General features: G+C 64.6%; 19 protein-coding genes. 11 read left to right on the top strand and 8 right to left on the bottom strand.

Features of this window, described 5'->3' with window-relative positions:
* Positions 1–120: 120 nt before the first annotated feature.
* The 8 genes from tssH to tssA all read right to left on the bottom strand — a co-directional run bounded on the left by tssH (position 121) and on the right by tssA (position 9,964).
* Positions 121–2,775, bottom strand: coding sequence for a type VI secretion system ATPase TssH (gene tssH, locus PSH81_RS26790; RefSeq protein WP_192298036.1), 2,655 nt, complete (start codon positions 2,773–2,775; stop codon positions 121–123).
* A complete protein-coding gene (gene tssG, locus PSH81_RS26785; protein WP_192298246.1) occupies positions 2,768–3,811 on the bottom strand; it encodes a type VI secretion system baseplate subunit TssG in 1,044 nt (347 codons plus the stop codon). Before tssG ends, tssH begins: the two co-directional genes overlap by 8 nt.
* Positions 3,775–5,634, bottom strand: a complete 1,860-nt coding sequence (tssF, locus tag PSH81_RS26780; protein ID WP_305391751.1) for a type VI secretion system baseplate subunit TssF — start codon at positions 5,632–5,634, stop codon at positions 3,775–3,777. The genes tssG and tssF overlap by 37 nt, the downstream gene beginning before the upstream one ends.
* The gene (tssE, locus tag PSH81_RS26775; RefSeq protein ID WP_192298034.1) at positions 5,631–6,146 is read right to left on the bottom strand and encodes a type VI secretion system baseplate subunit TssE; all 516 of its coding nucleotides are present in this window, start codon (positions 6,144–6,146) and stop codon (positions 5,631–5,633) included. Before tssE ends, tssF begins: the two co-directional genes overlap by 4 nt.
* A 78-nt stretch (positions 6,147–6,224) precedes the next feature.
* On the bottom strand, positions 6,225–6,713 hold the full coding sequence (locus PSH81_RS26770) for a type VI secretion system tube protein Hcp (protein WP_017735732.1): 489 nt from the start codon (positions 6,711–6,713) through the stop codon (positions 6,225–6,227).
* Positions 6,714–6,887: 174 nt separating this feature from the next.
* Positions 6,888–8,384 (bottom strand): type VI secretion system contractile sheath large subunit, encoded by a 1,497-nt coding sequence (gene tssC, locus PSH81_RS26765; protein WP_122485224.1) that lies wholly within the window; start codon positions 8,382–8,384, stop codon positions 6,888–6,890.
* Between the two features lie 2 nt (positions 8,385–8,386).
* The gene (gene tssB, locus PSH81_RS26760; RefSeq protein ID WP_010207547.1) at positions 8,387–8,893 is read right to left on the bottom strand and encodes a type VI secretion system contractile sheath small subunit; all 507 of its coding nucleotides are present in this window, start codon (positions 8,891–8,893) and stop codon (positions 8,387–8,389) included.
* A 54-nt stretch (positions 8,894–8,947) separates the two neighbouring features.
* Positions 8,948–9,964 carry a type VI secretion system protein TssA gene (gene tssA / locus PSH81_RS26755; protein ID WP_192298033.1) on the bottom strand — a complete coding sequence of 339 codons (1,017 nt, stop codon included), beginning with the start codon at positions 9,962–9,964 and terminating at the stop codon, positions 8,948–8,950.
* Between the two features lie 394 nt (positions 9,965–10,358).
* On the opposite strand from tssA, the gene tagH reads away from it, so the two are divergent.
* From tagH to PSH81_RS26700, 11 genes are read left to right on the top strand one after another with little or no spacing between them, the layout of a single operon-like run.
* Positions 10,359–11,702, top strand: a complete 1,344-nt coding sequence (gene tagH / locus PSH81_RS26750; protein ID WP_305391750.1) for a type VI secretion system-associated FHA domain protein TagH — start codon at positions 10,359–10,361, stop codon at positions 11,700–11,702.
* A gap of 53 nt (positions 11,703–11,755) precedes the next feature.
* On the top strand, positions 11,756–12,265 hold the full coding sequence (tssJ, locus tag PSH81_RS26745) for a type VI secretion system lipoprotein TssJ (RefSeq protein WP_192298031.1): 510 nt from the start codon (positions 11,756–11,758) through the stop codon (positions 12,263–12,265).
* Positions 12,266–12,283: 18 nt separating this feature from the next.
* Positions 12,284–13,618 (top strand): type VI secretion system baseplate subunit TssK, encoded by a 1,335-nt coding sequence (tssK, locus tag PSH81_RS26740; protein WP_192298030.1) that lies wholly within the window; start codon positions 12,284–12,286, stop codon positions 13,616–13,618.
* Between the two features lie 6 nt (positions 13,619–13,624).
* On the top strand, positions 13,625–14,914 hold the full coding sequence (locus PSH81_RS26735; protein WP_226454692.1) for a DotU family type VI secretion system protein: 1,290 nt from the start codon (positions 13,625–13,627) through the stop codon (positions 14,912–14,914).
* Positions 14,911–18,411, top strand: coding sequence for a type VI secretion system membrane subunit TssM (gene tssM, locus PSH81_RS26730; RefSeq protein WP_305391749.1), 3,501 nt, complete (start codon positions 14,911–14,913; stop codon positions 18,409–18,411). The genes PSH81_RS26735 and tssM overlap by 4 nt, the downstream gene beginning before the upstream one ends.
* Complete coding sequence (tagF, locus tag PSH81_RS26725) at positions 18,408–19,061, top strand: type VI secretion system-associated protein TagF (protein WP_226454690.1); 654 nt, start codon at positions 18,408–18,410, stop codon at positions 19,059–19,061. Before tssM ends, tagF begins: the two co-directional genes overlap by 4 nt.
* Entirely contained in the window at positions 19,062–19,781 is a 720-nt protein-coding gene (locus tag PSH81_RS26720; RefSeq protein ID WP_226454689.1) for a PP2C family serine/threonine-protein phosphatase, read from the top strand.
* Positions 19,778–22,744: a serine/threonine-protein kinase gene (locus tag PSH81_RS26715; RefSeq protein ID WP_305391748.1), complete on the top strand. Its 2,967-nt coding sequence runs from the start codon at positions 19,778–19,780 to the stop codon at positions 22,742–22,744. The genes PSH81_RS26720 and PSH81_RS26715 overlap by 4 nt, the downstream gene beginning before the upstream one ends.
* On the top strand, positions 22,744–23,448 hold the full coding sequence (locus PSH81_RS26710; protein ID WP_305392807.1) for an ABC transporter ATP-binding protein: 705 nt from the start codon (positions 22,744–22,746) through the stop codon (positions 23,446–23,448). Before PSH81_RS26715 ends, PSH81_RS26710 begins: the two co-directional genes overlap by 1 nt.
* Positions 23,448–24,632: an ABC transporter permease gene (locus PSH81_RS26705; RefSeq protein WP_305391747.1), complete on the top strand. Its 1,185-nt coding sequence runs from the start codon at positions 23,448–23,450 to the stop codon at positions 24,630–24,632. The genes PSH81_RS26710 and PSH81_RS26705 overlap by 1 nt, the downstream gene beginning before the upstream one ends.
* On the top strand, positions 24,625–26,334 hold the full coding sequence (locus PSH81_RS26700; RefSeq protein ID WP_192298023.1) for an SUMF1/EgtB/PvdO family nonheme iron enzyme: 1,710 nt from the start codon (positions 24,625–24,627) through the stop codon (positions 26,332–26,334). The genes PSH81_RS26705 and PSH81_RS26700 overlap by 8 nt, the downstream gene beginning before the upstream one ends.
* The last annotated feature ends 34 nt before the right edge of the window (positions 26,335–26,368 follow it).

Raw genomic sequence — 26,368 nt, 5'->3', positions numbered from 1 at the left:
CATCAAAATGTGGGAGCGGGCTTGCTCGCGAAGGCGGTGAATCAGTCGCCGGTTGTGTCAACTGACACACCGCTTTCGCGAGCAAGCCCGCTCCCACAGTTTTTCCCGCATTTCTTCAGGTCAATCGTTGAACTGGTAGTGCAATTCGTTATCCCGGCTGCTGATCCGCACACCCGCCAACGCCTTGCCTTCGAGCATGCGCGTGAGGAATTCACGGCTCATGTCCGGCAGCAGGCTGTTGGTCAGGATCGTATCGATCATGCGCCCGCCGCTTTCAGTCTCGGTGCAACGCGAGACGATCAGATCGACCACCGCGTCGTCGTAATCGAACGCCACCTTGTGCGTACTCTCCACACGCTTCTTGATGCGGCCCAGTTGCAGGCGGGTGATCGCCTTGAGCATCTCGTCGCTGAGCGGGTAGTACGGAATCGTCACCAGGCGCCCCAGCAGCGCCGGCGGGAAAATCTCCAGCAGCGGCTGGCGCAGGGCCTTGGCGATCTCTTCCGGCTCCGGCAGGTTCGCCGGGTCTTTGCACACGTGGGAAATCAGCTCGGTGCCGGCGTTGGTGGTGAGCAGGATCAGGGTGTTCTTGAAGTCGATCACGCGGCCTTCGCCGTCTTCCATCACGCCCTTGTCGAACACCTGGAAGAAGATTTCATGCACGTCCGGGTGGGCTTTTTCCACCTCGTCCAGCAGCACCACGCTGTAGGGCTTGCGCCGCACGGCTTCGGTCAGCACGCCGCCTTCGCCATAGCCGATGTAACCCGGCGGTGCGCCCTTTAGGGTCGACACCGTGTGGGCTTCCTGGAACTCGCTCATGTTGATGGTGATCACGTTCTGCTCGCCGCCGTACATGGCTTCGGCCAGGGCCAGGGCGGTTTCGGTCTTGCCCACGCCGGAGGTGCCCGCCAACATGAACACGCCAATCGGCTTGCTCGGGTTGTCGAGGCCGGCGCGGGAGGTCTGGATGCGCTTGGCGATCATCTGCAAGGCATGGTCCTGGCCGATGATGCGTTTTTTCAGGTGCTGGTCGAGGTTGAGCACCGTCTCCAGTTCGTTGCGTGCCATGCGGCCCACCGGGATGCCGGTCCAGTCGGCGACCACCGAGGCCACGGCCTGGTAATCCACGGTCGGCAGGATCAGTGGGGTTTCGCCTTGCAGGGCGCTGAGGCGCTGTTGCAGGTCGACCAGTTGAGCGCGCAATGCATCGTTGCCGCTGTCCACCGCGCCGACGGTCTCGCGCAGGGTCGCGCGGGTGGCGAGCAGTTCGTCCACCAGGGCCTTTTCTTCGGCCCAGCGGCTTTCCAGGGTGGCGAGACGCTCACGCTCGGCGCTCAACAGGGCTTCGGTATTGCTCTGGCGCGCGCCAATCGCGATGCCGATGGCATGCTCGCGGGCGATGATCTGCAGCTCGGTTTCCAGCGCTTCGATACGCCGGCGGCTGTCGTCCACTTCCGCTGGCACCGCATGCAGGCTGATGGCGACGCGGGCGCAGGCGGTGTCCAGCAGGCTGACGGATTTGTCCGGCAGTTGGCGCGCGGGGATGTAGCGGTGGGACAGCTTCACCGAAGCTTCCAACGCCTCGTCGAGGATCTGCACCTGATGGTGCTTCTCCATGGTCGAGGCCACGCCGCGCATCATCAGCAGGGCCTTGTCTTCCGAAGGTTCGGCAACTTGCACCACCTGGAAGCGACGGGTCAGGGCCGGGTCTTTCTCGATGTGTTTTTTGTACTCGGCCCAGGTGGTCGCGGCCACGGTGCGCAAGGTGCCACGGGCCAGCGCTGGCTTGAGCAGGTTGGCCGCGTCACCCGTGCCGGCGGCGCCACCGGCACCCACCAGGGTGTGGGCTTCGTCGATAAACAGGATGATCGGCTTGGGCGACGCCTGCACATCTTCGATGACTTGGCGCAGGCGCTGTTCGAACTCACCTTTCATGCTCGCACCGGCTTGCAACAGGCCGACGTCGAGGCTGCGCAGTTCCACGTCTTTCAGCGCTGGCGGCACGTCACCGGCGACGATGCGCAGGGCGAAGCCTTCGACCACGGCGGTCTTGCCCACGCCCGCTTCGCCGGTGAGGATCGGGTTGTTCTGGCGGCGGCGCATGAGGATGTCCACCAGTTGGCGGATCTCTTCATCGCGACCCACGATCGGGTCGAGCTTGCCGCTGCGTGCCTGTTCGGTGAGGTCGACGGTGAAGCGCTTGAGGGCTTCCTGCTTGCCCATGGCACTCGGCGCCATGGCGCCGCTGGCTTCGCCCGGAACCCCGGCGTTGAAACCGTCGCTGGCGCTCAAGGCATTTTCCGGCGAGTCGCCGACGTATTCGTCAAAACGTTCGCTCAGGGCTTCGGCCTTGATCTTGTCGAATTCCGACGACAGGCCCAGCAGCGCATGGCGCAGGCTCGGCGTCTTCAAGATGCCCAGCACCAGGTAGCCGGTGCGCACCTGGCTTTCGCCGAACATCAGGCTGCCGTAGACCCAGCCGCGCTCAACGGCTTCCTCCACATGGGACGACAGGTCGGTGATCGACGTCGAGCCACGGGGCAGGCGGTCCAGCGCTTCGGTGAGGTCACGGGCCAGGCGCGCCGGCTCGACGTTGAACTGGCGGATGATGCGGTGCAGGTCCGAGTCCTGCAGTTGCAGCAACTGGTGGAACCAGTGGGCCAGTTCCACATACGGGTTACCGCGTAATTTGCAGAACACCGTGGCGGCTTCGATGGCCTTGTAGGCCACGCTGTTGAGTTTGCCGAACAGTGCGGCGCGACTGATTTCACCCATGCTCTGGATTCCTTGAGGTGGTGGCGTGATCGGCGTAGTGCCGGGCCAGGATTAGGTCGTTGGCGTCTTGCTCGGGTTTGCCGAGCCAGGTGTTGAAGCCCAGGCGGAACCGGCCATTGAGTTGCAGCGCCGGGACTTCGGGTTGTTGCAGGACCAGGTTCAAGTCCCAGTCCAATTCATGCCCCAGGTACTCGGCCACCCATGCCACCAGCTCGTTGAACGGCTGTTGGCCGGGCAGCATGCCCATGTAGTCGTCGAGGCTGAGCGGGCCGAGGCGGATGCGGAATTTATGCTGGCGGTCCCACACGTGGCTGCCCAGGCAAAAATCCACGCCCAGGCGGTTGGCGCTGACCCCGACGCGGCTGCGTTCGGGCAGTTCCAGCCATTGGCCGACGTACTCTTCGATCGTCACCGGCAGGCCGAAATACTCGCCGAGGATCGCCTTCAAACCGTCCGGGTAGCGGGTTTGCGCCGACAAGTGGCCGCTGTAATGCAGCTTCGCCGTGTCGGGGATCAGGCCCTGATCGAGCAGGCTCGGCATGCCGCGACCGCTCAGGGCGGCGAGGCGGGCGGACCAGTAATCGTCGTGCGGGCGGTCGTGGCTGACCGTCGGCCGCGCCTCGGCCCAGGCCCGGTAAAACAGGCTGAGCAGGCGGTGGTGGAACACGTCCAGAAATTGTTTGCTGGTGCTGTCGGCGTTGTTGCGCTGGCGCTCGCGCACGTACTCGGTGATGTGCAGCGGCAGCGGGCCGTTGGGGCCGCCAAGGCCAAAGAAGAACTGCTCCAGGCGCGCCGGTTTGCCGTCGCCACCCGGATCGACCGAGGCCAGGGTGGCCGGGGCGAAGGTGCAATCGGCCCGCTGGCCAAGGCGCAGCGGGTCGTCCGCCAGGCGCAGGGAATGGCCCAGGCGCGGCAACTCTGGCGATTCGCACTCGATACGCCGCAGCGCCTGGAAAAAATCGTATTCCCAGGGTTCCTGATGCATCGCATCCAGGGTCTTCACAGGGTTGGCCGCCGCCCGGGCTTGGCTTTCCAGCGCATGATCTCGCCGCGCTCCGTGGTGCGGATCACCGTCTCGGTAAAGCTGTTGATCGACACGTAGCGCGCCAGGAAGCGTTCCAGCACCGCACCAAGCAGGAACACGCCGGTGCCGCGAAACGCGTTTTCGTCGAACTCCAGGGTGATCTCCAGGCCGCGGCCAAACACAATCGGGCCGGGCATCGGCAGGCGCCGGGTCACGGCTTTGCTGCTGACCTCGCGCAGGCCTTCGATCTGCAATTGCAGCGCGGCGTCGTTGCTGTCGCCGTACAGGCGCAGCAGTTCGCGCAAGGCGCCGGCCCCCTGGCCCTGTTCGCTTAAGGAAAGGTAATTGAGCGAGAGCTGGCTGATCAGGCGCCAGGCCTTGGCGTCATGCGCATGGCTGGCCCGTGGGCGGCTCGGGCCGGCGACGCAACGCACGGCCAGCACCGGGGCGCTGTCGGCCAGGGTGAAGTCGGTCTTGCCGTTGCCCACGCTCATGAACAACGGCAGGTCGCGGTTGGTGCACAGGGCGGTCACGCCGAGTTGGCGCAGGTCGTGGCCGTACGGCGCTTGGCGGCTGTCGACCAGGCTGACAAAGGTTTCGCTGCCCACATAGGTCGAGCGCGGCCCGTTGCGACGCTGGTCGCTGGACAGCACCCGTGGCTCGCGGCGCACCGTGTAATACGCCTGGTCGCGGCCGTAACGCGACGGATCGCGCACCGCGTAGAACGGCAAGAACGGCTGTTCCGGCCCGGTGCCATGGCCCGTCAGGCCGCTGAGCGAGTGAATCTCGAAATCCATCGGCCGCGTACGGTCGGCGATCACATGGTGTTCGTTGACGCGGTCGGACAGGTGGATACGGTCCACGCGCTTGGGAAACAGGTTGATTGCCGGCGTGCAGAACGGCAGGAACTGCGCCGCGCCGACGCTGCCTTCCAGGCTCGGCTCGTGGCGGTCGAACAGCACGATCAACTCCAGCTCCTGGCCGTCGCAGCGTTTGACCGCACGGCCCAGCTCGGCGAATTCGACGAACAGGAAACGGTGGGGCAGGGCGAAGTATTCCTGCAACAGGCGATAGCCCTGGAACGCGCGCGCCACCACCGGCATGGCGGCGTCGGCGTCGTCAAAGCCCCGGGAGCGCAACGCGTCCTGCGGCAGGCGTTCGACCCAATCGCCGCCGGGCTTGCGCGCAAATACCGCGCAGGCGTTGCCCAGCAGTTGCTCGTAAAGGCGGAACGGTTGCTCATCGGCGCCACTGAGGTACAGCGGCAAGGTGTCGAGGTCGAGGTTGTTGAACGGCAATTCGGCGCCGGTGCGCAAGGTCAGGCGCAGGCCGGCCTTGGCTTTCGGCTCGCTGGCGGCCAGGCGCCCGAGCACGGCGGCGGGGTTGCCGAAGTATTCGGCATTGGCCACCTGCAATGGCCACGACGTCACCGGGTGCGCGGTGCGGTACTCGCAGCAGGTCTGGGTTTCGCGGCCCAATGCGGCGCGCAGGACGGTGTCGCGGGGCAGCGGGAAGCCGCTGGCCAGCGAGCCTTCGTCCGGGTCGGTCTGCAATTGCACCACGGTCATCGACGGCGTCGGCGCCAGGTAGTGCGGGTAGGCGATTTCCAGCAGGTTGTGGGTGAAGGTCGGGTACTCGGCGTCGAGCTTGAGCTGCACGCGGGCGGTCAGGTAGGCAAAGCCTTCGAGCAAGCGTTCGACGTACGGGTCGGCGCAGTCCATGCCGGACAGGGTCAGCCGACTGGCGATCTTTGGGTATTCCTTGGCGAACTCGGCGGCGCTTTCGCGCACGTGGTGCAGTTCCTGGTTGTACAACTCCAGCAGGCGCGGGTTCATGGGCGTCTCCGCTGGTCGGCATTCACCACGCGCACGTGGCCGGATTCCAGGTCGAGGTCGGTTTGCAGCAACAGGCGCAACGGCACCGGCTGCGCCCACAGGTCGCCTTCGATCTCGAAACTCAGCGCGTTGTGGTTCATCTCGCCGTGGCCGACGCGGGCTTTGACGCGCAGGGTGTGGCGCAGAATGCGTGGCTCGAAGGTGGCGATCGCCTGGTAGATCAAGGCTTCCAGAGCCTTGATGTCGACGCCGGAAACACTGTTGCCAGCCAATGCCGGCAGGCCGTAGTTGACCACCGACGTACCGGCCGGGGTGTGCAGCGTGGCATCGGCATCGAGCAACGACGTGGTGTTGAGCAGCCACGCCAGGTCACGCAAAACCGAGGCTTTCAATTGGGTCAGGGACAGCACGCGTTTGTCGGCGCTTTCCTTGGGGTTGGTTGGGTCGTCGTCGGTCAACCTGTCCAGCAGGGACGGTTGCAGACGGTCGCGGGAAGCGATTTCAGTTACCACCAAAGCAGCTCCACGGACGGGTTGCGAGAGGAACAAAAATGCTGGGGCCGTGGCGGCAAGCCACGGCCACCAGAACTATCAGCGCTTGGTGTTGGAACGGATGTTCCAGCCAAACTTGATCGCGCCGCCGTCTTTGGTGCCGTCGGCTTTCTGCGGCTGGTAGTCGACCATCACTTGGGCGAAGTTCAGGGTGACGTTCTCGGTCAGGCGATCATCGGAGCCCGAACCGCCAGTGCTCAGGGACGTGACCAGCACTTCTTCCAGGTTGATCACCATGTACTCGACCTGGCTTTCACCACCGGCCTTGCGCACGGTCAGCTTGACCTTGTCGATGTGCTTGCCGCTGGCGCAGTGCATCATCAGGTTCGGCGAAGCCTTGTCGACGTACTTGGTCAGCGACAGGTCCTGGATATTCACCTTGCCCGCGCCGCCGCCACCGCCAACGTGCATGTTGCCGGACTGGGCCATGCCCCAGCTCCAGTTCAGCACGTCGATTTCGTCCTTGTGGGCCTTGTCCATGGACTCGCCCTTGATGTCGCCGATCTTGATGAAAATATCAACAGCCATGTTTTCTCCCTGTGTGGCCCAAGCCACTGAATTTGATTTGTGTGGGAGTCGCTTTGTGTGGGAGCGGGCTTGCTCGCGAAAGCGGTGTATCAGTCAAAGATAGTTCGACTGACCCACCGCTTTCGCGAGCAAGCCCGCTCCCACACAAGCCCCTCCCACAGACGAGCGAATGGTTTAGGCGGATTTTGCCGAAGGCAGCTTCGATACCAGACGCAGCGACACGGTCAGCCCTTCCAGTTGATAGTGCGGGCGCAGATAGAACTTGGAGTTGTAGTAACCCGGGTTGCCTTCCACTTCTTCCACGATCACTTCGGCGGCGGCCAACGGGTGCTGGGCCTTGGTGGTTTCGGTGGAGTGGGCCGGGTCACCGTCCACGTAGTTCAGGATCCAGTCCTGCAACCAGCGCTGCATCTCGTCCTTCTCTTTGAAGGAGCCGATCTTGTCGCGCACGATGCACTTCAAGTAGTGGGCGAAGCGGCACGTGGCGAACAGGTACGGCAGGCGCGCGGCCAGGTTGGCGTTGGCGGTGGCGTCCGGGTCGTCGTATTCGGCCGGTTTCTGCAACGATTGCGCGCCGATGAAGGCGGCAAAGTCGGTGTTTTTCTTGTGCAGCAGCGGCATGAAACCGTTCTTCGCCAGTTCCGCTTCGCGGCGGTCGCTGATGGCGATTTCGGTCGGGCACTTCATGTCCACGCCACCGTCATCGGTCGGGAACGTGTGGGCTGGCAGGTTTTCCACTTCACCGCCGGATTCCACGCCACGGATGCGCGAGCACCAGCCGTAGTGCTTGAACGAACGGTTGATGTTCACCGCCATCGCGTAGGCGGCGTTGGCCCAGGTGTACTTGGAGCTGTCGGCGCCGTCGGTGTTTTCTTCGAAGGCGAAGGCTTCCACCGGGTCGGTCTTGGCGCCGTATGGCAGGCGCGCCAGGAAGCGCGGCATGGTCAGGCCGATGTAGCGCGCATCTTCCGATTCACGCAGGGAGCGCCAGCCGGCGTATTCCGGGGTGGTGAAGATCTTGGTCAGGTCGCGCGGGTTCGACAGTTCCTGCCACGAGCCCATGCCCATCACGGTCGGCGAAGCGGCGGCGATGAACGGCGAGTGCATCGCGGCGCAGACTTTCGACAGCTCGCCCAGCAGCTCGACATCCGGCGGCGACTGGTCGAAGTAGTAGTCGCCCACCAGGCAGCCGTACGGTTCGCCGCCGAACTGGCCGTATTCTTCTTCGTACATCTTCTTGAAGATCGGGCTCTGGTCCCACGCGGTGCCCTTGAATTTCTTCAGGGTCTTGTGCAGGTCCGGCTTGGAGATGTTGAGCACGCGGATCTTGAGCTGCTCATCGCTCTCGGTGTTGTTGACCAGATAGTGCAGGCCGCGCCAGGCGCTTTCCAGCTGCTGGAAATCCTGGTGGTGGATGATCTGGTTGACCTGAGCGGTGAGCTTGGCGTCGATGGCGGCGATGATCGATTCAATCGACTTGATCGCGTCGTTGGACACCAGGTCAGTCTGCGCCAGGGCCTGTTCTGCCAGGGTACGCACGGCGGTTTCCACGGCTTCGCGGGCACGCTCGGTCTTGGGCTTGAACTCTTGCAGCAGCAGGTTCGCGAACTCGCTGGCTTCTTCGGTGGCGCCCAGGATCTGGGAGCCTTCGCGGGCGGTATTGTCAGTCATGATTACTGGTCCCCTGCAGGCTTGGGCGCACTGGCAAGTGCTTGCAGCAGTGCCGGGTCCTTGATCGCCTTCATGATGATTTCTTCAGCGCCGGTCTTGCCGTCCATGTAGGTCAGCAGGTTGGCCAGCTGGGTGCGGGCTTCGAGCAGTTGGTTCAGCGAGTCGACCTTGCGGGCCACGGCGGCCGGGCTGAAGTCGTCCATGCTTTCGAAGGTGATGTCCAGGCTCAGGTTGCCTTCGCCGGTCAGCTCGTTCGGCACGTGGAAGGCCACGCGCGGTTGCATGGCCTTGAGGCGCGAGTCGAAGTTGTCGACGTCCACTTCAAGGAACTTGCGGTCGGCCACGGGCGCCAGAGGCTCGGCGGGCTTGCCGGCGAGGTCGGCCATCACGCCCATCACGAAGGGCAGCTGGACCTTTTTCTCGGCGCCGTAGAGCTCGACGTCGTACTCGATCTGCACTCGAGGCGCGCGGTTGCGCGCGATGAATTTCTGAGAACTTTGCTTCGCCACGTTGCTGCTCCTGGTCGCTTGAGCGACGGTGTTGTTACTGCACAGCCGGGCGGTTTACTCGCCGTCCGGGCCGCGCAGGTTTTCAAATTGGGACATGCCGTCGGGAATCAGATTGCGCACGATGGCCGCGAAGTCGGCGTGCACCAGATTCTTCGCCCGGTTCAACAGCACCGGCAGCGGGCTCGAAGGCTCGTGCCGGGTGTAGTACGCAAGGATCTTGTCGAGGCTGCGCAGCACGTCATCGCGGCTGGCGATGTCGCCCACCGGGCGCGGTGCTGCGGGGGCGGCGTATTCGACCGAGGGGGCACTGTCGTCACTGACGGCCTCGGGCTCGCTGCTGCCTTCGGTGCCGGGCACCGCTTGATTGAGTATTTGCAGCGCCTGCTTGAGCGGCTGCTTCAAGGCGCTGAGGTCCACGCCCTGGGCGGAACCGACCTGCTCGTTGACCTGCTGCTCGATGGCTTCGCAGGCCGCCCGCGCTGCACTCAGGGCGTCGCGGGTGGCTTGCAGGTGCTCGGGGTCGCTGTCGAGGAAGGCGGCGTTGAGCTGCTGGGTGCCGAGGGTTTCATCGGCGAAGTTTTGCAGGCCGCTGGCGTTGAGCGCTGCGCGCAGGCTCACCGGGCCGAAGGTGCGCGAGCGCGTGAGGATGCTTTCGCGCAGCAGGCGAATGTTGGTGTCGCAGGTCAGGCCGGTGAGGGCGTTGATGCGCACGGTGGGGTCGTTGTCGTCGTCGGCATCCAGGCGCGGGTGCAGGTCGGCCCAGTAGTCACGCAGCAGTGCGTTGATCAGCGACAGGGCTTCGGCAAGCCCGGCCACACCCTGGAGGGCGAGGCTGCTTTGCACTAGGAAATGGGTGATGCGCAGGTCTTTGCTGCGCTGCAGCAAGTCCAGGCTTTGCTGCTGGATGCTGCGCCATTCCGGCGGTTCAGCGGGCAGGATGGAGTCGCCCATGCTGCGCTCGGGTTGGCCCTTGGCGGCACGCTCAAGTTGAAGAAAGTCTGCGTCATATTCCATGTCTTCACCACACGGCGAAGTCGCGGAAACGGCGGTGAGCAGCAACGGCACATCCACTGAATTCGATCTCCCTATCAGCCCGTTAAATGGCGGGCAATTCATGCATTAGTTGCGCGGGGAACTTTGCATGTTTTCTCGGTCATATAAGCAAGATGCCACTACTGTGCCATCACTGGTATTCGAGAAGTTGTGCATTTTTGGTGTAGTACTTATGCCTTGTCAAGGTAAGCTATTCGCCCTCTGTGACAGATGTGCGGTGTTTAACAACCTGCGCGACTGATGGGTCGAACGGCGCACCGGGATAGGATTTTTGTCATGGAGCCCAGTTAAGATCAGCGATCATGCTGGCATTGGCTGGTTTTGATGGTCGATTGCACGACCTGATGGGGATTTCTCGGGAACCGCTGTCCCGGGAGTCGACCGCGCGCGGAAGTATCAGCAAGGAGGCAAGATGGCGCTGTGTTTGACTATCACTAGTTATCACAAGATTACCCCTGGGCAATGCCCCGAAAAGTCCATGAATCAGGGCGTGATGGCTATTGGCCGCAGCGCGGATAATGACTGGGTATTGCCTGACCCCGAGCGCCTGGTGTCTTCCCAGCATTGCGTTATTCAATACAAAGATGGTCGTTATTATTTAACCGATAACAGTACAAATGGTGTGGAGTTGGTTAACGCCGGCATCCGTCTGCGCAGAGGTAATAGCGAGCCGCTGCAAGATGGTGAGTTGATCCGTATCGGCGATTACGAGATCCAGGCCCGCATCGACTTCAATGTGCAGGCCGTCGACAGTCAGCCGTTTGTCGGCGATTCCTCGAACAGTTTCGAAGCGCTGATGGGCGCGGTGGCGAGCAAGCCTGCGCCGATGCCCGCGCCTGTGATCGCACCGCAGTTCCAGGGCGCCTCGTCGATGGACACCCTGCCGGACCTGTTCGACTTCCTCAGCCCCACCGCCGTGCCGCCGCCGACCGTCGCCGATCATGTGCCGTCCGAGCAGCATGATTTCCGTCCGCCGACGCCGGTTGTCGTCGAGAAGCCCGTGGTATCCGGTGCGGTGATTCCCGAAGACTGGGACCTGTTTGGCGACGCGCCCGCCCCGGTCGTGTCCGCGCCACCGCCACCGCCACCGCCACCGCCGCCGTCACCAGCGCCTGCGCCAGTCGTGCAGCCGCCACCCGTGATCGAAGCGCCGGTCGCCAACCCGGCACAACCCGACCTGCTGCAAGCCTTCCTGCGCGGCGCCGGCCTTGAGCAGTTGAACCTCGACAAGGCCCAGGCTGAAGCGCAGATGGAAAACATCGGCCGCAGCTACCGCCTGATGGTCGACGGCCTGATCGACGTATTGCGCGCCCGCGCCAGCCTCAAGGGCGAGTTCCGCATGCAGCAGACGATGATCCAGCCTGCCGAAAACAATCCGTTGAAATTCGCGCCGAACGCCGACGAAGCGTTACTGCTTCTACTGCGCCACGGCAACCAGGCGTTTATGGCACCGGATGCCGCCGTGCGCGACAGTTTCAACGACCTGCGTGCCCACCAACTGGCGGTGATGGCTGGTGTTGAAGCAGCGATCAAACACCTGCTCACGCGCTTTGAGCCGGCGCAGCTGGAAGAGCGTATGGGCAAGCCCGGCGGGCTCTCGAGTATTTTCAACGGTTCGCGCCAGGCCCAGTACTGGCAGCAGTTCACCGAGCTCTACAGCAATATTTCCCGCGAGGCCCAGGAAGATTTCCAGGACCTGTTCGGCCGCGAGTTCAGCCGCGCCTACGAAGAGCACAGCGCACGACAGCGTCGCTAAACATCGCAGTACATGGATTAACGGAAAGCTAAGTACGTCATTGAGGACGCAGGATGATTCCCAGGTTTTTACTCGCAGTCGCCACGATGCTGCTGCTGACGGCGTGTGCCAAAGATGCCGCCGCACCCGCAGCGCCCGTCGAGGATGAGGCAAACACGGCCGCCATCGAGCTGCATTTCCACGCCATCGAAGGCCTCAACCCCGGCGCCAACGGCCAGGCCGCCCCGGTGCGGGTGCGCATCTTCGAACTGAAAAACGCCGCTACCTTCGCCCGTTCCGATTACTTCGCACTGGCTGACCGCGCCCAGTCCACCCTCGGCCTCGACCTGCTGGACCAGGACGAAGTGGTGGTGCAGCCCGGCCAGCAATTGAGCATCCAGCGCGACCTCGACCCGTCCACGCGCCAGATCGGCCTGCTGGTGGGTTACCGCGAGTTGGACCGCGCGCAATGGCGCACGGTGATCAACGTGCCGGCGCGCCAATACACTGAATACCAGATCAGCCTCGATGTGCGTGCCGTGCGCGCCGACATCGCGGTCACCCCATCCAGCCCTGCCCAATAAAAAGCAATCGGAGCCCCCATGTCCTGGAACAATCGCGTGGTCTGGTCGGAAGGCATGTTCATCGGAACGCAGCACTTCCAGCAGCATGACCGTTACCTGGAAAACCTGATCGACGCCCGCAGCCGCCCGCTATCTGCAGGGGCCTGGGGCTTTTCCGAACTGCTGATCGACCAGGGCCTGCTGGCCCAGGGCAAGCTGGCAATCATCTCGGCACGCGGCCTGTTGCCCGACGGCACGCCGTTCAACATCCCCCAGGATGACCTGGCGCCGAGCCCGCTGAACATCGACGACCACCTGCGCGACGGCCTGGTGTACCTGGCCTTGCCGCTCAAGCGTGCCGGTGCCCGCGACACCGTGGACGAAGGCGAAGCCCTGGAAGCCGCCCGCTACGTAAGCCAGGTGCGCGAAGTGCGTGACGACAACGCGCCGTTCGAAAACCGTGCGCCGGTGGCGGTGGGCTCCCGCGCCCTGCGCCTGCTGACCGCGCAGGACGGCATCAGCGATTACGCCGCCATCGGCCTGGTGCGCATCAAGGAAAAGCGCGCCGACCGCGCCTTGGTCCTCGATGACACCTACATCCCGCCGGTTCTCGATGTAGCCGCGAGCAAACCGCTGGCGGCCTTTCGCAGCGAACTGCTGGGCCTGCTGCACCAGCGCGGTGAAGCCCTGGCCGGGCGCGTGGTTGCATCGGGCGCCGGTGGCGCGTCGGAGATTGCCGACTTCATGCTGCTGCAACTGGTCAACCGCGCCCAGCCGCTGATCCAGCATTTCAGCCAACTCAGCCCGCTGCACCCGGAGCGGTTTTTCAGCGAGCTGGTGAGCCTGGCCGGTGAGTTTTCGACCTTCTCCACCTCAGGCCGTCGCCCCCAGGAATACCCGCAATACCAGCACGACGACCTGGCCGTGAGCTTCGCCCCGGTCATGGCCGCACTGCGTGAAGCGCTGTCGATGCTGATCGACAGCAAAGCCACGCCGATCCCGATTGTCGAGAAAGCCTACGGCATCCACGTGGCGATGCTGGCCGACAAGACCCTGCTCGACAGCGCCAATTTCATCCTCGTGGTGCGTGCCGATGTGCCCGGCGAAACCCTGCGCGCGCGCTTCGGCCAGCAAAGCAAGGTCGGCTCGGTGGAGCACATCCGCGACATGGTCAACCTGCAACTGCCGGGCATCGGCCTGCTGCCGCTGCCGGTGGCGCCGCGTCAACTGCCGTACCACGCGGGCAGTACCTATTACGAGCTGGACCGTGGCAGCGAGCACTGGCAGCAGCTGCAGAATTCCGGTGGTTTTGCCTTCCACATCGCCGGGCAGTTCCCGGGCTTGAACCTGGCCTTCTGGGCGATCCGAGGATAATCCGCGATGCACCCCAATGATGACGATCGCACCCAGTTCATGCCGCGCCCCGGTGGCCGTGCGCCGGAGCCTGCGCGTGCCGAACCCTCGCCCCTGGCGATGCCGGCCGCGCCGATGCTCACTGGCAAAAGCCAGGGCCTCAACCCGTTGGAAAGCGCCGCCGGCCCGCTGCTGGCGTTGTTGACGCGCCTGCGCAACACCATCGCTCACCCGGCACCGGCCAGCCTGCGTGCGCAGTTGCTGGCGTACCTGCGCCAGTTCGAAGAGCGCGCCGAGGCCGCCGGCATTGCCCGCAACGAGGTGCTGCTGGCGCGTTACGCGCTGTGCACCGCCCTCGATGAAGCCGTGTTGAGCACGCCGTGGGGCAGCGCCAGCGACTGGGGCAAGCAAAGCCTGCTGATCACCGTGCACAACGAAGCCTGGGGCGGCGAGAAAGTCTTCCAGTTGCTCGACCATTGCCTGCAAAGCCCACGGGAACGCCTGTACCTGCTGGAGCTGTTGTACCTGTGCATGTGCCTGGGTTTTGAAGGCCGCTACCGCGTGATGAACGACGGGCGCAGCCAGTTGGAAGCCTTGCGCGAACGCACCGCAGCGGCCATCCGCAGTGCCCGCGGTGAACACGAGCGCGAGCTGTCGCCGCACTGGCGTGGGGTGACCGTGGCGCGTGATCGCCTGGCGCAATTCATGCCGCCGTGGATCGCCGTGGCCATCGGCGTGGCGCTGCTGCTGGCGTTGCTGTTTGGTCTGCGGCTCAAGCTGGCGGCGGATGCCGAGCCGGTGTTCAAGAATATTCATGCCCTGGGCGAGATCCCGGTGCAGGCCATCGACCGCCCGGTGGCGCAGCCGAAAGTGATCGAGCGGCCGCGTCTGGCCGGCTTCCTGGTCGAGGACATCAAGGCCGGGCGCGTCGCCGTCGAGGATGCGGTGGACCGTTCGGTGGTGACCATTCGCGGCGATGAGTTGTTCGCGTCGGCCAGCTCCAGCATTGTCGATGACTACCAGCCACTGATGCTGCGCATCGCCGATGCGATCCGCAAAGTGAAGGGTCAGGTGCGTGTCACCGGGCACAGCGACAACCGTCCGATCGCCACGCTGCGCTTCCCGTCCAACTGGGCGTTGTCCGAGGCGCGGGCCAAGTCGGTGCTGGAGATCCTGGCGGCCAAGACCGGCCAGGCCGAACGCTTCAGCGCCGAAGGGCGCAGCGACACCGAGCCGGTGGCTACCAACAGCACCGCCGAAGGCCGTGCCCGCAATCGTCGGGTTGAAATCACCGTATTGGCGGAGGGCGTCGAGTGAAGGCGTTTTTCAGTTTCATGATTCGCTGGGTGATCCCAGTGCTCGGGCTGATTGCCCTGAGTTTGATCATCTGGTTTGTCGGGCCGTTGCTCGATGTGTTGGTCCCGCAAGGCCGTCGTTGGGCGCTGATCATCCTGGTGTTCGGCGTGTGGCTGGCCTACCGCGTGTGGCGCATCATCCAGGCACGCCGTCAGGCCGCCGAAGTGATGCGCAGCCTCGCCGCTGAAACCCCGGTCGATCCAAACTCGGTCGCCACCGCCGAGGAACTCAGCACCCTGCGCCAGCGCATGGACGAAGCCCTGGCGCTGCTGAAGAAAGCCAAGCTCGGCGGCGATGAGCGACGCAATCTCTACGAACTGCCGTGGTACGTGATCATCGGCCCGCCGGGTTCGGGCAAGACCACCGCGCTGGTCAATTCCGGCCTGCATTTCCCGTTGGCCGCCCAACTGGGCGCCGGTGCGGTACGTGGCGTCGGCGGTACGCGCAACTGCGACTGGTGGTTCACCGACCAAGCGGTATTGCTCGACACCGCTGGCCGCTACACCACCCAGGACAGCAACTCCACAGTGGATAAAGCCGCGTGGCTGGGCTTCCTCGGCCTGCTGAAGAAGCAGCGCTCGCGCCGTCCCATCGATGGCGCCTTTATCGCCATCAGCCTGTCGGACCTGCTGCTCGGCAGCGACGCCGAGCGCGCCGCCCACGCTGCGGCGATCCGCCTGCGTATCCAGGAGCTGTACACCCAGCTGGGCGTGCGTTTCCCGATCTACCTGATGCTCACCAAGCTCGACCTGGTGCCGGGCTTCATGGAGTACTTCGACAACCTGAGCAAGGAAGAACGTGCCCAGGTGTGGGGCATGACCTTTGCCCTGGACGACGGCAAGAACAGCGACAGCCCGCTGGCGCACCTGCAAAGCGAATTCGCCGGTCTCGAACAGCGCCTCAACGAACGCCTGGTGGAGCGTCTGCAACAGGAACGCGACCCGGCGCGGCGCGACCTGATCTACGGCTTCCCGCAGCAGTTCGGTGCGTTGAAGGATTGCCTGCAAAGCTTTCTTGAAGGTGTGTTCAAACCCAACGCCTTTGAAGAGCGCGTATTGCTGCGCGGCGTGTACTTCACCAGCGGCACCCAGGAAGGCAGCCCGATTGACCGCCTGATCGGCGCGATGGCCCAGAGCATGAACCTGGACCGCCAGCACCTGGCGCGCCAGAGCGGCACCGGACGCAGTTACTTCATCGAAAAACTCTTCACCGCCGTGGCGTTTGCCGAACGCGGCCTGGTGGGGGTGAATCCCAAGGTCGAGCGGCGGCGCAAGTGGGTCGCCCGTGGCGTACTGGCGGCCACCGTGGCGTTGGTGCTGGTGGTCAGCAGCCTGTGGTGGGTGAGCTATCGCGCCAACCAGGCGTATATCGCCCAGGTCGACCAGAAGGTCGCGCCGCTGGGCCAGACCGTGCAGAACCTGAGCCCGGCACAACGCGAAGTGCTCGCTGTACTGCCGTTGCTCAATGCGGTGAAGAACCTTGCTGGGGATTCGCCGAGTTGGTCAGAAGGCTTGGGCTTGTACCAGGGCGACATGCTTGAAGCCGAGTCCGCCAGCGTCTACCGCAAGCTGTTGATCGCCGTGCTCGCGCCGCGCCTGGTGACGCGCATCGAAGAACAACTGCACGCGGGCGGCAATTCCGACTTCCTCTACGAAGGCCTCAAGGCCTACCTGATGCTGGCTGACAGCGAGCATTACGATCCAGATTTCATCAAGGCCTGGATTGCCCTGGACTGGGACCGCAACCTGCCGCGTGATCTGCCGGCCGAGCAGCGCCAGGCGTTGAGCGGGCATTTGCAGGCACTGTTCGATCGTCATCCGCCGAGTGCGCGTCTTGATCCACGCTTGATCGACGACCTGCGTCGGCAACTGCAACAGCTGCCGGTGGCGCAGCGCGTCTACGACCGGGTCAAGCGCCAGAAACTGCCGGAAGGCATCGCGGATTTCCGCCTCAACGAAGCCGCCGGCCGCGATGCCGCGCTGGTGTTCAGCCGCAAGAGCGGCAAGCCGCTGGGCGAGCCGTTGAGTGGCTTCTTCACGGCCAAGGGGTATCGCCAGGCGTTCCTGCTGAGCAGCCTGAACCAGACCGGCACCCTCGCCGAAGAGCAATGGGTGTTGGGCCATGAACAGGCCGACCAGCAAAACGTGGTGAGCCTGGCCGCCGACGTGCGCCGCCTGTACTTCCAGGACTACCAGCGTCAGTGGGATGCACTGCTCGCCGACATCGACTTTGTGCCAATCACCAGCGTGGCCCAGGCCGCCGATGTACTGCGGGTGATTTCCGGCCCGACCTCGCCGCTGAAAAAACTGCTGGTGGCGGTGGCCAAGGAAACCGATCTGCAGGCCGAGGAGCGTCAACTGGCGGCCAAAGGCGTGCCGGTGGAAGGTGGCGTCGACAAGCTCAAGGAGCGCCTGGGCAGCTTGCTCGGCCAGGAACAACCGAGCGCTAACGCCGCGCAAGCCTCGGATGATCCGGTGACGGCGCACTTTGCCGAACTCAACAGCATCGTCAGCAAGAACGAAGGTGAACCGGCGACCATCGACGCTTTGCTCGCGGATATGAACGCGCTGTACGTGCAGGTCAGCGCCATGGTCGGCGCCAGCGGCGATGCGTTGCTCGGCGAGGCGAAGAACCAGGCGGCGGCTGCGGCCACGCGGGTCAGCCTGAATGCCGAACGCCAGCCGCCGTTGGTGCAGGGCATGGTCAAGTCGGTGGTCAACTCCACCACCAACAGCATGATGGGCGGGGTGCGCAACCAACTGAACGCGGCCTGGATGAGCGAAGTGGTCAACGTCTACCGCCAGTCCCTGGCCGGGCGTTATCCCCTGGCGCCGGGGAGTGCGCGGGATGCGACGCTGGATGACTTCGGCATGTTCTTCGGCGTGGGCGGGGTGATGGATAACTACTTCCGCAAATACCTGCAGCCTTACGTGGACACTTCCACCCAGACCTGGCGCTGGCAGCCGGGCGCGGCGCAGAAGCTCGGGATTGCGCCGGGCGTGCTGCAAACCTTCCAGCGCGCCGCGACGATCCGTGATGCGTTCTTCCGCGCAGGCGGTACGCAGCCGATTGTGCGTTTCGAACTCAAACCGGTGTCGATGGACCCGACCATCACCCAGTTCCTGCTCGACCTCGACGGCCAGCAACTGAGCTACGACCACGGCCCGAGCCGCCCGGTGGCCATGCAGTGGCCGAACCCCGGCAGCATCGGCGTGGTGCGCATCTCGATCATGCCCCCTGCCGCCAGTGGCCGCTCCGGCGTGACCCTTGATGGGCCATGGGCCTGGTTCCGTCTGCTGGAGCAATCGGACCTGACCCCGGGCAACTCGCCAGACCGTTTCAACCTGCGCCTGCGTGTGGATGGCGCGAGCATCGCCTACGAATTGCGCGCCAACAGCGCCTTCAACCCGTTCAAGAGCCGCGTACTCAGTGGCTTCAGCCTGCCGGAGCGGCTATGACGACGCTGGGTTTCTACGGCAAATTGGCCAGCCGTGGCGACTTTGTCAGCCGCGCCTTGCCCCAGAGCTTTGTCGGCCCGTGGGACAGCTGGCTGGCGGCCGGTTTGCTCGCCAGTCAGAACAGCCTCGGCGCCGATTGGCTCAACGTGTATCTGGTCAGCCCGCTGTGGCGCTTCGTCCTGGCGCCGGGTGTGTGCGGGCCGGACGCAGCGGCAGGGGTGGTGATGCCGAGCATTGATCGGGTCGGGCGCTATTTCCCGTTGGCGGTGGTTGCGCTGCTGGATCACGACACCAATCCGGCGTCCCTGGTGGGCGGGCCGGACACTTGGTTCGAGCAGGCCGAAGAGCTGCTGCTGAGCACACTGGACAGCGGTGCAAGCTTTGAAAGCTTCAACGCTGGCCTCGACCAACTGGGCGTCCCGACCCTTGAGCTGCGTGCGGTAGACAGCCGCTTCGCCGGCCTGCAACGGGTGTCCGCCACTGAGCCCCATAGCCGCATGACCGCGCTCGCCGAACAGGCCTGCGAAGGTGCGAGCCTGTGGTGGGGCCGAGGTTCGCAACGTATTTCACCCGGTTTATTGCGGTGTCAGGGCCTGCCTGCCGCCGGCGATTTTGCGCAGTTTTTGCTCGGACAAGAAGGTGTGGTGTAGATGGGGGCGACGTACAAATCCGCGAGCAAAAGCCATGTGGGCATGGTGCGCCAAGTCAACGAAGACGCCTGTCTGGATCTGCCGGAAAACCGCCTGTGGGTGGTGGCCGACGGTATGGGCGGGCATGCGGCGGGGGACTATGTCAGCAGCCTGATCGTCGACAGCCTGCGCAGTGTGGCGCCGGGCCGTTCCCTTGAGGAGTATTCGGCGGCGCTGCGCAACGACCTGGTACGCATCAACGCCGCTGTGCGCGAAGAAACCGTCAACCGTGGCGTGACCTTGATGGGCAGCACTGTGGTGTTGCTCGCCGCACGCGGTTTGCGCGGCGTGTGCGTGTGGGCCGGCGACAGCCGCTTGTACCGCCTGCGTGACGGCGTGCTGGAGCGCATTTCCCGCGACCACAGCTACGTGCAAGACCTGCAAGACAGCGGCCTGCTCAGCGAAGCCGACGCCCGCGTGCACCCGCGCGCAAACATTGTCACCCGCGCCATCGGCGTGGAAGCGCAGCTGGAACTGGCGGTGGTCGACCTGCTGATCGCCCCCGGCGACAGCTACCTGCTGTGCAGCGACGGCCTCAACAAGACCGTCGAAGACCACGAAATTCGCGAAGTCCTCAGCCACGACGCGCCGGACGAAATCGTCCGCAGCCTGGTGCACCTGGGTCTCAACCGGGGCGCGCCGGACAACATCACCACCATCGTCGTGAAGGTCTCGGCATGAATATCCTGATCCCCGGCTACGACATCGACGGCGAAATCGGCGAAGGCGCCATGGCCAGCGTGTACCTGGCGACCCAACGTTCGCTGGAGCGCAAGGTGGCGTTGAAGGTGATGGCGGCGGCGCTGGCGGCCGACCCGACCTTCTGCGAGCGATTCCTGCGCGAGGGCAAGACCCTGGCGCGCCTGTCGCATCCGCACACGGTGACCATCCATGACATCGGCAACGTCGGTGAGCTGTATTACATGGCCATGGAATACCTGCCCAACGGCACGCTCAAGGAGCGCATCGCCGCCGGCATGACGCCGGAGCAGGGGGTGACGCTGATCCGCCAGATCGCCTCGGCGCTGGGCTATGCCCACGCCCAGGGCCTGGTGCACCGCGACGTGAAGCCGGCGAACATTCTGTTTCGCGCCGACGGCACGGCGGTATTGTCGGATTTTGGCATCGCCAAATCCCTGGACGACCGCACCCAGTTCACCCAGGCCGGTTTTGCCGTGGGCACACCGAGCTACATGAGCCCGGAACAGGCGCGGGGCCAGGAGATCGATGGCCGCGCCGACCTGTATGCGCTGGGCGTGGTGTTGTATGAAATCCTCGTCGGCAAGCTGCCCTACAGCGGCACCGACGCGCTGTCGACGGCGCTGGCGCACCTGACCGAACCGTTGCCGGAATTGCCGGTGCATCACGGCCGTTATCAGGACGTGCTGCGCAAACTGTTGGCCAAGGACCCGGCTGAGCGTTTCCCGGATGCGGCGGCGCTGTTGCGGGCCTTGGACAACCTGCCGGCGGACTCCCCGGAAGCCACGCTGGTGCGGCCGTTGCCGATCCCGATGAGTTTTGACCTGGGGGGCATCACCCCAGAGTCGATCGAAATCCCCACCGAGAAACCCCAGCCGGTGCGCCAACCCGTGGTGCCACCGACCCAGCACAGCGAGCAGCGCCGTGGGCCGGTGTTGGCGCTGGCGGCAGTGGCAGTGGCGGTTGCACTGGCGATGGGTGGCGCGAGTTACTGGTGGTTGAGCGGCAGCGACGAGCCGGTGGCCAAGCCACCTGCCGCCGAGGTACCGAAAGTCACGCCACCGCCGCCAGCGGTCGCCGAAGTCGATGGTGGCCAGCGCCCGCTGTTGATGGCGGGCAAGAAGACCCTGTTCCAGCGCGTGCTCAGCAAGCCGGGCGCGAAACTCTCAACGGATGCCGGCGGCGCGCCAGGCAAGGCCCTGCCGGCGTTCTCCGTGCTCTACGTCTACCAGCGCAAAGACGTCGATGGCAGCCCGTGGGTACGTGTCGGCGCGGCCACCGATGGGCGCAGCGACGGCTGGTTGCCGGCGGCACAGGTCAGCGACTGGAAACAAAGCCTGGTGCTGAAATTTACCGAGCGCTCGGGCCGGGCACCGGTGATGTTCCTGCGCCAATCCGGCGAAGTGGAAAAACTGCTGGCTGATCCTTCCGCAGCCAAAGGCGTGCTGGCCAAGGCGCAGAAAAACAGCGAAGACAACAGTCAGATCCTGGCGTTGGAGCCCGCAGCCAGTGCAGTGCCGCAGAACCAGTTCTACCTGTTGCCGATCTTCGACTCCAAAGAGAGCTTCGACGAAAACGGCCAGCCGGTGCAGTTGCTGAATGTGGCGTCCATCGATCCCGGCAGCAGCGCGGTGGCAAAACCCGCAACGCCAGTGATCAGCGCCAACGCCGACGCCTTTCGCACCGCCGTGGTGTTGGTGGTCGACACCACGGTGTCGATGCAGCCCTACATCGACCAGATCCGCGACGTGGTGCACGAGCTGCAAACCCGCATCGCCGAGCGTGGCGAGTTGGACAGCGTCAGCTTTGGCATGGTGGGTTTCCGCAGCAGCGTGAAGAAGACGCCGGGCCTGGAATACGTGGCCAAGACCCTGATCAGCCTGGATCAAGGCCGCGACCCGCAGCGCTTCCTCGACTTGGCGCGGCAGGTCAAGGCGTCCACGGTGTCCAGCCATTCCTTCAACGAAGACGCGTTCGCCGGGGTGATGCAGGCGGTGGACGGCATGGACTGGTCCGGCTATGGCGGGCGCATCATCCTGCTGGTCACCGACGCCGGTGCGCTGCGCAAGAACGACCCGTTCGCCGCCACCCAGATGAACGAAGCCGAAGTGCGCCAGGCCGCGCTGGGCAAGCAGATCAAGATCTACGCCCTGCACCTGCGCACCGACGTTGGCAAGAAAACCCACGCCGGTGCCGAGAGCCAGTACCGCATCCTCACCGCCGACGCCAACCCGCAGATCGGCGACCTGTACACGCCGGTGCCCGGTGGCGATGTGCGCAAGCTCGGTGAGCGTGTGGATGAGATCGGCACGGTGTTCGCCAACCTCGTGCACCAGGTGCGCAGCAACACGCCCCAGCCGGTGCCGTTGCTGAGCAGCGCGCCGAGCCTGGCGGACAAATCCGCCGCCGTCGGCTACGCCATGCACATGGATTTCCTCGGGCGCAAAACCGCGAGCCAGGCACCGCAACTGGTCAGCGCCTGGACCGCCGACCGCGACCTGACCAACCCGGCGCTGCCGGCGTTCCAGGTGTGCGTGATGCTGACCAAGTTGCAGCTCAACGACTTGCAGCAGTCGCTGAAACTGATCGTCGATGCGGCGCGCAAGACCCAGACCTCGCCGAAGGATTTCTTCCAGGAAATCGCCAGCGCCTCGGCCTACATGAGCCGCGACCCGCAAGCCCTGCGCAAGGGCGGCAACCTGGCCGACGGCGGCATTCTCGGCGAATACCTGGAGGGCCTGCCGTACCGCAGCAAGTCGCTGAACATGACCCAGGATTTGTGGTTGTCGTTGAGCGTGGCCGAGCAGGAAGATTTTATCGACGAGCTGGATTCGAAAATCCGCCTCTACGAAACCTTCCACAACGACCTGGCCAACTGGGTCCGTTTCGGTGATGCCGAGCCGGGCGACGCGTTGTACCGCGTGCCGTTGTCGACGTTGCCGTGATGCTGAACCTGAGCGCGGTGCACAAGAGCCGGGGCGTCGGCAGCCAGCGCTACAGCCTGGTGATCCCGGCGCTGGCACTGCGTGCCGGCGAGCAAGTGGCGATTGTCGGGCCCAGCGGTTGCGGCAAAAGCACTTTGCTGGACCTGCTGGCGCTGGTATTGGCGCCGGATCAGGTCGGGCAGTTTGAGTTTCATCAGCAGGACATTGCCGGGCTGTGGCGCGCTGATCGGCAATCCGCGTTGGCCGCGCTGCGTAGCCAGCACTTGGGCTATGTGCTGCAAACCGGCGGCCTGCTGGGCTTTCTCGATGTGCGTGGGAATATCGCCTTGTCCCGACAACTGCTGGGCTTGAAGGACGATGGCAGCGTGACGCGCCTGGCCGAGCAATTGGAGATCGGCGACCAGTTGGCCAAGAAGCCGGCGGCGTTGTCGGTAGGCCAGCGCCAGCGCGTCAGCTGTGCCCGCGCCCTGGCCCATGCGCCGCAACTGGTGCTGGCGGACGAACCCACGGCGTCCCTCGACCCCCTGAACGCCGAGCGCGTGATGCAGGCGCTGCTCGCGCAGGCTCGCCAGCACCAGGCGGCCTGTGTGATCGCCACCCATGACGAGCCCCTGGCCCGCGCCAGCGGCTTGCCGGTGCGGCGCATCAGTTGCCGTCGCGACACCGACGGCGGCGTCACCGCGACCCTCGGGGAGGCGTGCTGATGCGCATCGGCTTGGTGGCGTCGCTGGCCTGGCAGGATTACCGCAACGATGCGTGGCTGTCGGCCTGTTCGGTGCTGGCGTTGGTCGCGGTTATCGCGCCGTTGCTGGTGTTATTCGGCCTGAAATTTGGACTGGTTAGCAGTTTGACCGAACGTTTGGAGACCGACCCCGCTACCCGTGAAATTATTCCGCTGGGCGGTGGTCGATTCAGCAGTGCGTTTATCGAGCAACTGGGCGAGCGCAGTGAGGTAGCCTTCGCCATCCCGCGTACGCGGCAGATTGCAGCGACGGTGCAGGTGGGCAGCCTGGCGTTGGAAATGCTGCCGAGCGCCTCGGGTGATCCGCTGCTGGCCGGCTTGCCGGTGCCCCGCGGCCTGGACCAGGTCGTGCTGAGCCACACCGCTGCCGAAAAGCTTGCGGCGCGGCCTGGCGATTGGCTGGAAACCAGCTTTGCGCGGCAGGTGGCCGGGCGTGTCGAAGCCCTGCGCACACGCGTACAGGTGCTGGCGGTGTTGCCGCTGGAGGCCTTTGCCCGTGACGGTTTGTTTGCCGACCTGGGTTTGCTGGAAGCGGCGGAAGACTACCGTGATGGCCGCGCAGTGCCGGCGTTGGGGTGGGCCGGTGAAGCGGTGGGTGTGAGTGAGCAGCGTGTGTACCCGGCATTCCGCCTGTACGCCCGCAACCTCACCGATGTGGAACCGCTGCGCGTGTACTTCGCCGGGCAGAACCTGTTGGTGTCGACCCAGGCGCAGACCATCGCCCAGGTGCAGTCGTTGAGCCGCAACCTGTCTATCGTGTTCTGGGTGATCTGCGGGTTGGCGTTGGCAGGGGCGTTTGCGGCGATCTTCGCCGGGGCCTTGGCCGCCGTGGCGCGCAAGCGCCGGGAGTTGTCGGTGTTGCGCCTGCTGGGGTTTTCCACGGGTGGGCTGCTGGTGTTCGTGGTGGTGCAGGCGCTATACAGCGCGGGTTTTGCCGCCGTACTCAGTGCCGGTCTGTATGGCCTGGCCGAGGCGGGTTTGAATGAATTATTCGTGCAGGTGCCGGGCGAGTACGCCAGCCACCTGCTGGCGCGCCATTACGGCCTGGCCCTGGTTGCAGTCCTCGGCGTCAGCGCCGTGGCGGCGGCTTGTGGTGGTTGGCGAGTGGCGCGTATCCAGGCTTCTGAAGGAATCAGAGATGTATAAGTTACTGGGCGCCTGTGTGGCGCTGACCCTGGCCTCGATGGCCTGGGCCGATGAGGCGAGTGACAAGCTCGACAACCCCAAGCCCTTGGAAGGGGATGTCAGCTTGCCGCTGCCCTGCGAAGGCAACATGGTGTTCCGCTACGCCTACGTGTTGGCCCAGGGCACCCTGGATGACCGCGAGATCAGCCTCGGCTACCCCTTTGCCGAAGGCGAGGCGGGTTACCAGCAATCGTTTATTTCCGGTTACCGCCGCGACTTCATCAACGGCCAGTTCACCCTCAAGGACTTGCCCAAAGACTGGAACAAAGTCATCGCGCCCTTGATGCCGAAGACCGACGCCAAGACCCCGCTCAAGCCCATGCTGTACTTCATCGGCAAGTACGAAGTGACTGCGCGCCAGTACGCCCAGGTCATGTCCCAGGCGCAGTCCCTGGCCAGTGGCGAGCCTGCGCCGGCGTGCGATGCGCCGACCGGGATGGCCGGGCGTTTGCCCAAGGTGAAATTGTCGCGCTTTGAGGCCGAACGCTTTTCGGCGGTGTACAGCGCGTGGCTGATGAAGTACCACCGCGACCTGCTGCCGGTGAGCGGGCGTGGTTCGTCGGCAGAGGATGGCGGCGTCGGTTTTGTGCGGCTGCCTACCGAAGTCGAGTGGGAGTTCGCTGCACGCGGTGGCCAGGCGGTGAGCCGTCAGGACCTGGAAGGGCGCCTGTTCCCGCGCCGCGCCGAAGGCAGCGACAGCGACGGCCCGCTGGGCGACTACGCAGTGTTCAACCAGGTCGCTGGCGGCACCGGCCAGGCTGCACGCCTGATGCCCATCGGCACCAAGCTGCCCAATCCCATTGGGATGTTCGACGTGATCGGCAACGCCGCCGAGATGGTCCAGGAATCCTTCCAACTGGTGCACGCCGGACGTCGCCAGGGCACCTACGGTGGCTTTGTGGTCAAGGGCGGCAACTACCTGGAAGGTGAGGGCACGCTGTTCACCGGCATGCGCCGTGAATACCCGCTGTTTGGCGCCGATGGCACCGAGCAGAGCAACGAGACCACCGGTTTCCGCGTGGCGATCGGCGCGCTGTCGGCACCGCGTTCGCGCTACAAGGAGCTGTTCGCCCAGTGGCAGAAAGAGGGCCGCCTGGCCTCGCTGACCGACGCCATCGACGACGCCCAGGACCCGACCAAGCGCCTGGACAGCATCATCGCCGCCAGCGTCGACCCCAAGCTGCAAGCCGAGCTGGGGCTGGTCAACGAGGAGCTCAAGCGCAACGTCTCGCTGATCGCCCAGCAACGCGAGGAAGCGGCGGGCAACCTGATTCAATCGGCCGCGCTGGTGGCCGAGACCATCGCCAACTACAACATCCGCCTGGCGAACCTGCAGAAAAGTCGCCAGCAGGCGCTCGACAAAAAGGACGAGGCCAGCGCGCAACTGTTCGACATGGCCATCGCCAATGGCCGCAGTGCCCTCGACGGCGCAGTGGCGATCTATATCGACAACCTGGCCACCGGCACGCGTTATACCGATGCGGTGATCCAGGCGCAGTTTCAACGGATCAAGGAAGAGTTGGATCGCAAGCCGGTGCTCGGCAAGAGCCTGGTGACGCGCGCGACACTGTTCGTTCGCCATGTCGGCAACTACCGCAAGCAACAGCGGGCCGACCCGGCAACGATCTTGAAGGAATTGCTCGCAGCGAGCGGTCAGCGATGAGCGCTGGCTGTAGAGCGAGCTTGGAAGGGACTCA

It is taken from the genome of Pseudomonas sp. FP2335 (genome assembly GCF_030687535.1).
GTDB lineage: Bacteria > Pseudomonadota > Gammaproteobacteria > Pseudomonadales > Pseudomonadaceae > Aquipseudomonas.
Note: the sequence above shows the minus strand (reverse complement) of the source record. Positions and strands in the feature narration are given on the sequence as shown.

Excerpts from the sequence above, each read along its gene's own strand:
- tssH (WP_192298036.1), bottom strand. The coding sequence starts at position 2,775 with ATGGGTGAAATCAGTCGCGCCGCACTGTTCGGCAAACTCAACAGCGTG.
- tssF (WP_305391751.1), bottom strand. The coding sequence starts at position 5,634 with ATGAACCCGCGCCTGCTGGAGTTGTACAACCAGGAACTGCACCACGTG.
- PSH81_RS26770 (WP_017735732.1), bottom strand. The coding sequence starts at position 6,713 with ATGGCTGTTGATATTTTCATCAAGATCGGCGACATCAAGGGCGAGTCC.
- tssC (WP_122485224.1), bottom strand. The coding sequence starts at position 8,384 with ATGACTGACAATACCGCCCGCGAAGGCTCCCAGATCCTGGGCGCCACC.
- tagH (WP_305391750.1), top strand. The coding sequence starts at position 10,359 with ATGGCGCTGTGTTTGACTATCACTAGTTATCACAAGATTACCCCTGGG.
- tssJ (WP_192298031.1), top strand. The coding sequence starts at position 11,756 with ATGATTCCCAGGTTTTTACTCGCAGTCGCCACGATGCTGCTGCTGACG.
- tssK (WP_192298030.1), top strand. The coding sequence starts at position 12,284 with ATGTCCTGGAACAATCGCGTGGTCTGGTCGGAAGGCATGTTCATCGGA.
- PSH81_RS26735 (WP_226454692.1), top strand. The coding sequence starts at position 13,625 with ATGCACCCCAATGATGACGATCGCACCCAGTTCATGCCGCGCCCCGGT.
- tagF (WP_226454690.1), top strand. The coding sequence starts at position 18,408 with ATGACGACGCTGGGTTTCTACGGCAAATTGGCCAGCCGTGGCGACTTT.
- PSH81_RS26720 (WP_226454689.1), top strand. The coding sequence starts at position 19,062 with ATGGGGGCGACGTACAAATCCGCGAGCAAAAGCCATGTGGGCATGGTG.
- PSH81_RS26715 (WP_305391748.1), top strand. The coding sequence starts at position 19,778 with ATGAATATCCTGATCCCCGGCTACGACATCGACGGCGAAATCGGCGAA.
- PSH81_RS26710 (WP_305392807.1), top strand. The coding sequence starts at position 22,744 with ATGCTGAACCTGAGCGCGGTGCACAAGAGCCGGGGCGTCGGCAGCCAG.
- PSH81_RS26705 (WP_305391747.1), top strand. The coding sequence starts at position 23,448 with ATGCGCATCGGCTTGGTGGCGTCGCTGGCCTGGCAGGATTACCGCAAC.
- PSH81_RS26700 (WP_192298023.1), top strand. The coding sequence starts at position 24,625 with ATGTATAAGTTACTGGGCGCCTGTGTGGCGCTGACCCTGGCCTCGATG.